Genomic DNA, 6,000 nt, shown 5'->3' with positions numbered 1-6,000 from the left:
AAACTAAATGTGTTACTTTCAATCTTTTGGTGCAAATTCCTAATAAATATCAGGAAAAATACTCAAAAGTAAAAACAAACAAGTTGAGGCTAGACATTGAAGAAATTATCTTTACTAATATTATTAATGTTATCTCCTATCTTATCTTTTTCAAAAGCACCAGATTGCCACAATTGGCCTATGAATATGACTAAAGGTTGGTTAAAAAATGCTAACATTACCAATATCTATAATTTAGATGTATCTAAAACAAAAATAACTTTATTAGCTTCAGAGAAAAAAGAAAAGGATTTATATACTCAAATTTACCATTTTGTTTTTTATGATAAAAAAGGAAAATCATATGAAGTAATCACCAAGAATGAAGCTTCAGATGAAGAATGTTCTATGAGTCAAGTAAATAGCTATCTAATTTCCAAAAGAGACATTAATTACTGAATTCAAATATTCAAAATCTACTTAGGCTCTAAGTATTATCATTTTGAATTAAGTTAAGGTGTTAGCTTACTAACAAATCAATTGGGATTATAGAAATTACAAAACTCTTTATAAAAATATTGCTAGCAATATTTTAAGAGGACTGCACAAAGATGAACATAAACAAATTAAGGTACATAATGGAAAAACTATTTACAATAATATTGTTGAGTATACTTCCTACCTTATCCTTTGCAAAAACACCTGATTGCTACAATTGGCCTATGAATATGACCAAAGCTTGGTTAAAAAATGCTAACATTACCGATATCTATAATTTAGATGAATCTAAAACAAAAATAACTTTATTGGCCTCTGAAAAAAAGAAAAAAGATTTATATATAGAAATTTACCATTTTGTTTTTTTTGATAAACAAGGAAATACTTACGAGGTAATTACTCAAAATGAAGCTTCACAGGAAGAATGTTCCATAAGTGATGTAAATAGTTATTTAATATCTAAAAGCCATACCCATTAGTAAATTTGATATGATTTTTCAGGCAAGATGTCCATTAGACGGTAACATAAACTTGTTACTTTCGATTTCTTTGATTAAAGAGGTGAGATAGTGAAATGAAAAATTTCCCTTTAATAATGTTATTAGCCATACTCCCTACCCTATCTTTTGCAAAAGCACCTAATTGTTACTCTTGGCCTATGAATATGACCAAAATGTGGATGAGAAATGCGAGAATAGTTGACTTCAAAAATTTAGAAGAATCAAAAACCAAAATAACTTTATTGGCCTCAGAGAAAAAAGGAAAGGATTTATATACTCAAATTTACCACTTTATTTTTTACGATAAAAAAGGAAATACTTACGAGGTAGTTACCAAAAGTGATTCTTCATATGAGGAATGTTCAATAAGTGATGTAAATATTTATTTAATATCAAAAAATTATACAAGCTTCTAAAATAAAAATAAATATTTTAAAAAACTTTCCAAGGGGCAGATATTTGTACAGTTCCTGATCATGGTTATTTACTGCAAGTTTAGGATTTATTTTTGGTAAAAACTAAATGTGTTACTTTCAATCTTTTGGTGCAAATTCCTAATAAATATCAGGAAAAATACTCAAAAGTAAAAACAAACAAGTTGAGGCTAGACATTGAAGAAATTATCTTTACTAATATTATTAGTGTTATCTCCTATCTTATCTTTTTCAAAAGCAACTGGTTGTCATTCTTGGCCTATGAATATGGCCGAAGCTTGGATGCAAAATGCTGAAATTGTTGATATCCCGAGTTTAGATGAATCAAAAACTAAAATAAAATTATTAGCCTTAGGAAAAAAGAAAAAGGGATTATATACACAAATTTATCATTTTGTTTTTTATGATAGAAAAGGAAACTCATACGAAGTAATTACAAAGAATGAAGCTTCAGATGACGAATGCTCAATGAGTGATGTAGATAGCTATTTAATATCTAAAAGCCATATCCATTAGTAGATTATACATAAATCTTTCAGGAAAGATGTACATTAGAAGGAATAGAACAGCCTCACATGGATGTATTATTTATTTTAGACTTGGAGTATCGTCTAAAAATATGGGACAATAATGATAGAAAATTGAGGTAATAGAATGAAAAAAATCACAACTATGATATTATTGGGAGTGTTTCCTATCTTTTCTCTTGCAAAAGCATTTGATTGTCACTCTTGGCCTATGAATATGGCTGAAGTTTGGATGAAAAATGCTGAGATTGTTAATATCCAAAGTTTAGATGAATCAAAAACTAAAATAACATTATTGGCCTCAGAGAAAAAGAAAAACGGACTATATACACAAATTTTTCATTTTATTTTTTATGACAAAAAAGGGAGATCATACGAAGTAATCACGAAAAATGAAGCTTCTGATGACGAATGTTCGATGAGTAGTGTAAATAGTTATTTAATATCAAAAAGTGATATTAATTACTAAAAAAGCCTTTCCAATAAACTGTATAAATAAATATCATTAAACCAGCGTTGCCTTAAACCTATGTATTGGAGAAAATCTGGAAAAATAATGATAGACTGCTTGAGGTGATAGAATGAAAAAAAACTTATTAGCAATATTATTAGGAGTTTTTCCTATAGTGTGTTTGGCAAAAGCACCTAATTGTTTTTCATGGCCCATGTCCATGACTGAAGTCTGGATGAAAAACACTGAAATAGTTGATATCAAAGATTTAGACGAATCTAAAACTAAAATAACATTAATGGCAACAGAAAAAAAGGGGAAGGATTTATATACTCAAATTTATCATTTTATTTTTTATGATAAATATAATAATTCTTATGAGATAATTACAAAGATGGATTCTTCACATGAAGAGTGCTCGATAAGTAGTGTTAATGGATACTTAATATCCAAAAACTTTATCATCTCATGACGATTATTTTTAAATAAAACGAATATGAATTAATTGTTTACAACTCTTTCTATAAAAGAAGCGAGATTATATAATGAAAAATTTTTTAATAATATCATTAGGATTTTTTCCTATCCTATCCTTTGCAAAAGCACCTGATTGCCACAATTGGCCTATGAATATGACTAAAGGTTGGTTAAAAAATGCAAATATCACTGATATCTATAATTTAGATGAATCTAAAACAAAAATAACTTTATTAGCTTCAGAGAAAAAAGAAAAGGATTTATATACTCAAATTTACCATTTTGTCTTTTTTGATAAACAAGGAAACACTTACGAGGTAATTACTCAAAATGAAGCTTCACACGAAGAATGTTCAATGAGCAGTGTCAATAGCTATTTAATATCCAATAGACGTATTCTGTACTAAAAATATAAATACCGATATTAATAGAGTTGAATAAGTTTTTAAAAATTATTTATAGCTAAGAGTGAAATTTTCCAGATCATTTTTCAGCTGTGGACGTTCCTGAGCATAGGAAGTTTCATAGCAAGAATGTTCCAATAAGTAGTATTGATAACTATTTAATATCTAAAAGCTATATTCATAAATAAATTCGATATTGATTCTTCAGATAAGATGAGTAGCTAGACAAAAATAAATTTTTTCGATTTCTTTATTAAAGAATTACGGTATAAAATGAAAAAACTTCTCTTAACAATATTACTAGGATTCTCTCCTATTCTATCATATGCAAAGGCACCAGATTGCCACTCTTGGCCGATGACTATGGCCGCGATGTGGATGAAAAATGCCAATATAGTTGACATAGCAGATATAGATGAACCCAAAAGTAAAATAACATTATTAGCCTCAGAGAAAAAGAAAAAAGGCTTATATACACAAATTTATCATTTTGTCTTTTATGACAAAAAAGGAAATACTTACGAAGTAATTACAAAAAATGACTCATCATATGAGGAATGCTCAATGAGTAGCGTAAGTAGCTATTTAATCTCAAAAACTGATATCAGCAATTAAAAGAAAAATTCGTCTTCTTGTAATTGCTGAGCTTTAATCGCCTTTTTAGAAAACAAGTTGATTGTATCTGATTTCTAAACATAGGAAGCTTCCACTAATAGGATTATCTAAGGCAGTATTTAACTATACAAACACACTGCAAATAAATTAATCCCTATATCAAATAACTATATATTCGATAATTTGGTTTTTAATGTGTGCCAATAAAATTTACAGATTTGTATAGCTTCTAATGGCTATATATTTTAGAATAATAGTTATAGAGAACAACTTTAGAAATCATCGATACGCAAGTAGAGATTATAAAATGAAAAATCTTTTCTTATTAATATTATTAGGTATATTCCCTACCCTATCTTTTGCCAAAGCGCCAAATTGCCACTCTTGGCCCATGAATATGACTGAAATGTGGATGAGAAATGCAGGAATAGTTGATTTCAAAAGTTTAGATATACCAAAAACAAAAATAACTTTATTAGCTTCTGAGAAAAAAAAGAAAGGATTATATACACAAATTTATCACTTTGTTTTTTATGACAAAAAAGGGAATACTTACGAAATAATTACAACAAATGAAGCTTCACATGATGAATGCTCTATGAGTCAGGTAAATAGTTATTTAATCACTAAAAAAGATATTAATTACTGAAATAAATTCAAATATTCAAAATCTGATAAGCTCTAAATATCATTATTATTTTGAATTAAACTAAAAGCATAGGCTGTATGGGCTTGTTAATATTCTCGGGTTGATACAAAACTTTCCCTTTTAACAAACTCGGCTTTAATGATTTTAAATGCCGCTTCTGACACTGCATTATCATACGGGGGCTTTGAATGTTGGTTATGCTGAAACACGTTTCTAACGACTAATTATCAAACTCCTTTCTTCTTCTGAATAAAATAAATTTAATCAGAATAGCGGCTGCTTAATTTGGCTTGATGCCGACATCACCAAAACTGCTGCTTTATATTGTCCGACACTATAGCTGGCTGTCTCTGAATTAGATAAATTCAGTAATTCACATAAATAATTTCAGCCGTAGTTAATACGGATATAAGCTATATCTGCCACTATAATCTACCTTATGGTATCCATATTAATTGACGCTACAATTGATTAGCCATTGCAGCACTATTGCTTGCCATCTGATGTACCCGATAACATTTAACCGTATACTTTGAAGTCAGTGATAGCGTCTTCATTACCCAGGCAATATAATAAGAAGAAACTCCGATGCCAGCTTAGTGTAAGGCAAAGCGGATTCATCTTATTTTATTTGATTAATAGCTGCCGTTAAAATAGTCAATATCTTAATAATATTATAATATGCGCCAATTTTTGCTTAGTTACTTTGCACTGCTAATATACAGAATGTCTGAATATCTTTAAGTAGCATCATAATTATGCTTCGACATAACGATGTCAGTTTGTTTTCAGGATGTTGATTTTGCCCCATCATCACGGAGGTAAGTAGCGGTATAGCAGCAGGCTACTTAAACAAAGATACCGGAAAAGTAGAGAATTACACCATAGTGGTGCCGTTTCGGTTTGTGGTACTGGATGTACCACAGAAGAAAATAATGATTATTTTTTCTGAAGATAACGCTTTTTGATCACTGCAATTTCAGTACCCTGTGAAGCATCAATACATTTCATTACAGTTAGCTGTACACCTTCAGTATAACTTTTATAAGAACGCTTCAGATAATCGTGTACAACCTGCACAGCTTCTTCATAGGCTTCAGCGGGATAGCGACCACGTTCAACATAAGCTCCTACGGCAGCTTTAGCTTCCCGCTGTAGAATTTCACCAAAGTCACTTTGTGCCAGACAATAGCTAAGAGTGAAATTTTCCAGATCATTTTTCAGCTGTGGACGTTCCTGAGCAGATGCCGCAGAAATACTGAGCATCAGTAAGCTACTTAATGCTATTAGTTTAAAATCCATAATTAGACCTCTTTTGCTACGTCATAATAACATTTATCGGAATAACCAGAATCATCCCATAGTGTGTTGTGACTTGTCGCATCGACCCAAGAAATACTGAAAACAACCAATCCATTTTCCTTTTATAACACACTCATATCAACTTTTGATTTTGCTGTGATGTA

10 protein-coding genes are annotated in these 6,000 nt (G+C 29.9%); 9 read left to right on the top strand and 1 reads right to left on the bottom strand.

The window, feature by feature from the left end:
- The first annotated feature begins 96 nt into the window (after positions 1-96).
- The 9 genes from BGI33_RS11820 (at position 97) to BGI33_RS11780 (ending at position 4,534) form a co-directional block, all read left to right on the top strand.
- Positions 97-438: a hypothetical protein gene (locus BGI33_RS11820; protein WP_100089924.1), complete on the top strand. Its 342-nt coding sequence runs from the start codon at positions 97-99 to the stop codon at positions 436-438.
- Between the two features lie 179 nt (positions 439-617).
- Complete coding sequence (locus BGI33_RS11815; RefSeq protein WP_100089925.1) at positions 618-956, top strand: hypothetical protein; 339 nt, start codon at positions 618-620, stop codon at positions 954-956.
- 95 nt (positions 957-1,051) lie between these two features.
- Positions 1,052-1,393, top strand: a complete 342-nt coding sequence (locus BGI33_RS11810) for a hypothetical protein (RefSeq protein ID WP_100089926.1) — start codon at positions 1,052-1,054, stop codon at positions 1,391-1,393.
- A 195-nt stretch (positions 1,394-1,588) separates the two neighbouring features.
- Entirely contained in the window at positions 1,589-1,927 is a 339-nt protein-coding gene (locus BGI33_RS11805) for a hypothetical protein (RefSeq protein ID WP_100091373.1), read from the top strand.
- Positions 1,928-2,065: 138 nt separating this feature from the next.
- Positions 2,066-2,407, top strand: coding sequence for a hypothetical protein (locus BGI33_RS11800; protein WP_100091372.1), 342 nt, complete (start codon positions 2,066-2,068; stop codon positions 2,405-2,407).
- A gap of 112 nt (positions 2,408-2,519) precedes the next feature.
- Positions 2,520-2,861: a hypothetical protein gene (locus BGI33_RS11795; RefSeq protein WP_100091371.1), complete on the top strand. Its 342-nt coding sequence runs from the start codon at positions 2,520-2,522 to the stop codon at positions 2,859-2,861.
- Between the two features lie 73 nt (positions 2,862-2,934).
- Positions 2,935-3,273, top strand: a complete 339-nt coding sequence (locus BGI33_RS11790; protein ID WP_100091370.1) for a hypothetical protein — start codon at positions 2,935-2,937, stop codon at positions 3,271-3,273.
- Between the two features lie 270 nt (positions 3,274-3,543).
- Complete coding sequence (locus BGI33_RS11785) at positions 3,544-3,885, top strand: hypothetical protein (RefSeq protein WP_100091369.1); 342 nt, start codon at positions 3,544-3,546, stop codon at positions 3,883-3,885.
- 307 nt (positions 3,886-4,192) lie between these two features.
- Positions 4,193-4,534: a hypothetical protein gene (locus BGI33_RS11780; protein WP_100091384.1), complete on the top strand. Its 342-nt coding sequence runs from the start codon at positions 4,193-4,195 to the stop codon at positions 4,532-4,534.
- A 939-nt stretch (positions 4,535-5,473) separates the two neighbouring features.
- Here BGI33_RS11780 and BGI33_RS11775 read toward each other — a convergent pair.
- Entirely contained in the window at positions 5,474-5,836 is a 363-nt protein-coding gene (locus BGI33_RS11775) for a T6SS amidase immunity protein Tai4 family protein (RefSeq protein ID WP_100091368.1), read from the bottom strand.
- Positions 5,837-6,000: the final 164 nt, after the last annotated feature.

The organism is Snodgrassella alvi (assembly GCF_002777425.1).
Taxonomy (GTDB): Bacteria; Pseudomonadota; Gammaproteobacteria; order Burkholderiales; family Neisseriaceae; genus Snodgrassella; species Snodgrassella alvi_B.
Note: the sequence above shows the minus strand (reverse complement) of the source record. Positions and strands in the feature narration are given on the sequence as shown.

Coding starts and splice junctions, on each gene's coding strand:
- BGI33_RS11810 (WP_100089926.1), top strand. CDS start 1,052: ATGAAAAATTTCCCTTTAATAATGTTATTAGCCATACTCCCTACCCTA.
- BGI33_RS11785 (WP_100091369.1), top strand. CDS start 3,544: ATGAAAAAACTTCTCTTAACAATATTACTAGGATTCTCTCCTATTCTA.
- BGI33_RS11800 (WP_100091372.1), top strand. CDS start 2,066: ATGAAAAAAATCACAACTATGATATTATTGGGAGTGTTTCCTATCTTT.
- BGI33_RS11780 (WP_100091384.1), top strand. CDS start 4,193: ATGAAAAATCTTTTCTTATTAATATTATTAGGTATATTCCCTACCCTA.
- BGI33_RS11815 (WP_100089925.1), top strand. CDS start 618: ATGGAAAAACTATTTACAATAATATTGTTGAGTATACTTCCTACCTTA.
- BGI33_RS11775 (WP_100091368.1), bottom strand. CDS start 5,836: ATGGATTTTAAACTAATAGCATTAAGTAGCTTACTGATGCTCAGTATT.
- BGI33_RS11795 (WP_100091371.1), top strand. CDS start 2,520: ATGAAAAAAAACTTATTAGCAATATTATTAGGAGTTTTTCCTATAGTG.
- BGI33_RS11790 (WP_100091370.1), top strand. CDS start 2,935: ATGAAAAATTTTTTAATAATATCATTAGGATTTTTTCCTATCCTATCC.